This window comes from Bathymodiolus azoricus thioautotrophic gill symbiont (assembly GCF_001298715.1).
In the GTDB taxonomy this organism is placed as follows: Bacteria; Pseudomonadota; Gammaproteobacteria; order PS1; family Pseudothioglobaceae; genus Thiodubiliella.
On record NZ_CDSC02000234.1, the window covers coordinates 1 to 1670 of the forward strand.

Consider the following 1670-nt stretch of genomic DNA (forward strand, 5'->3'; position numbering starts at 1 on the left):
AACACAAGACTTTATCGCTCAAGGAGGCAAGGGATTTAATATTACTGTACCCTTTAAAGTTGACGCTTTTAACTTAGCAACAAAGCACTCAATCAACGCGCAAACTGCAGGCGCAGTTAATACCATTAAAGTTGATGGTAATACCTTGATAGGTGAAAATACTGATGGCATTGGACTACTCAATGACTTAACTAAAAATCTTGGCATTGATTTACAAAATAAAATTGTGTTAATTTTAGGGGCAGGTGGTGCAACTCGTGGCATCTTATTGCCTTTATTGCAACAACGACCTGCACAGGTAATGATTGCCAATCGTACTGCGTCAAAAGCCACTCAACTCGCCAAAGACTTTGAGTCTTATGGCGAAACTTGTGGCTTTGGTTTAGAAAAAATCAAAGATGGCCCTGTTGATATTATTATCAACGCCACCAGCGCTTCATTAGAGAAACAGATGCCAAATATTACCGCTGGCGTAGCCAATAATGCAATTTGTTATGATTTAATGTATGGCAAGCAAACCCCTTTCATGGACTGGGCACAGAATAATAACGCATCAATGGTTGTTGATGGTCTGGGCATGTTGGTTGAGCAAGCAGCTAGCGCATTTGAATTCTGGACGGGTAAACAGCCTAAAACTCAGACAGTGATTGAGGCAATCAGGGCGCTAAACGATTAATCTCCCATACATCATCTTTACGCGCATAAACAAATCTATCATGCAAGCGATTTTCTCTACCTTGCCAAAACTCAATCGTAGATGGCACCACACGATAACCACCCCAAAAATCTGGCAAAGGCACTTCGCCTTCGCTAAATTTTCGCTTCATTACATCAAACTCAGAAAGCAAAACTTGTCTTGAATTCAAAATCGATGATTGCTTTGATGCCCAAGCACCCAGTTGAGAATCTTTAGGGCGAGAAGCAAAATACTTAATGGATTCTAAAGTTGATATTTTTTCTACCGTACCAGAAATCTTTACCTGACGCTCCAAATCCAACCAAGGAAACAATAGTGCCACTTTAGGGTTGCTAGAGATTTGCTTAGATTTTTTAGAATTATAATTGGTAAAAAATACAAACCCCTGCTCATTAAAGGTTTTCAATAAAACTGTTCTAATACCCACCCCACTTTCATCACTGGTGGCTAGACTCATCGCATTTGGCAAAGTGAGCCCAGCATCAACCGCTTGATTCATCCAAATTTTAAACTGCACAAAAGGATCACTGTCTAAATCAGCATTAGAAATGCCGTTACTGGTAAGTTCGCGCCTTAACTTAATTAAATCAATAGTCATAAAAGTTTTGTATAAATAAAAATGATTAGAAATCTCGTATTTTAATGGCTATTTATATTTATATAAGGACTTAATCACACAATATATTTTTTGGGTCATGATAACTTAAGCGACTCTTTTCTAAACATTCCAAGCAAAATTTTATAAATATTTTGCTTGAGATTATTGAATCTAAATTCGCATTCTTTAAGGTCTAAATTAAACATACTTTTATTCATTCCTTTAAACTTTACCAGTCTATTTTTAGCATAACCCCAAAATGATTCAATGCCATTAGAGACCTTTGCATAAATAGGAATGATTAGCAAAATCCAATTTTTGCCCAATTGGTGATTTATTTAAACCTTGTCCTAGCAGGGCTAAGGCTGGGTTTAA

General features: G+C 37.1%; 2 protein-coding genes and 1 pseudogene. 1 reads left to right on the forward strand and 2 read right to left on the reverse strand.

Annotated elements, in window-relative coordinates; translation table 11 throughout:
- A partial coding sequence (aroE, locus tag BAZSYMA_RS04435) for a shikimate dehydrogenase (protein ID WP_143243101.1) occupies window positions 1-676 on the forward strand: 676 nt, incomplete at its 5' end.
- Here the strand turns inward: aroE and pdxH are convergent.
- Both pdxH and BAZSYMA_RS04445 read right to left on the reverse strand, forming a co-directional pair.
- Window positions 657-1289, reverse strand: a complete 633-nt coding sequence (pdxH, locus tag BAZSYMA_RS04440) for a pyridoxamine 5'-phosphate oxidase (protein WP_180323638.1) — start codon at window positions 1287-1289, stop codon at window positions 657-659. The genes aroE and pdxH overlap by 20 nt on opposite strands.
- Before the next feature lie 101 nt (window positions 1290-1390).
- Window positions 1391-1570 (reverse strand): annotated as a pseudogene (locus BAZSYMA_RS04445) (IS1595 family transposase); the annotation flags it as partial.
- Window positions 1571-1670: the final 100 nt, after the last annotated feature.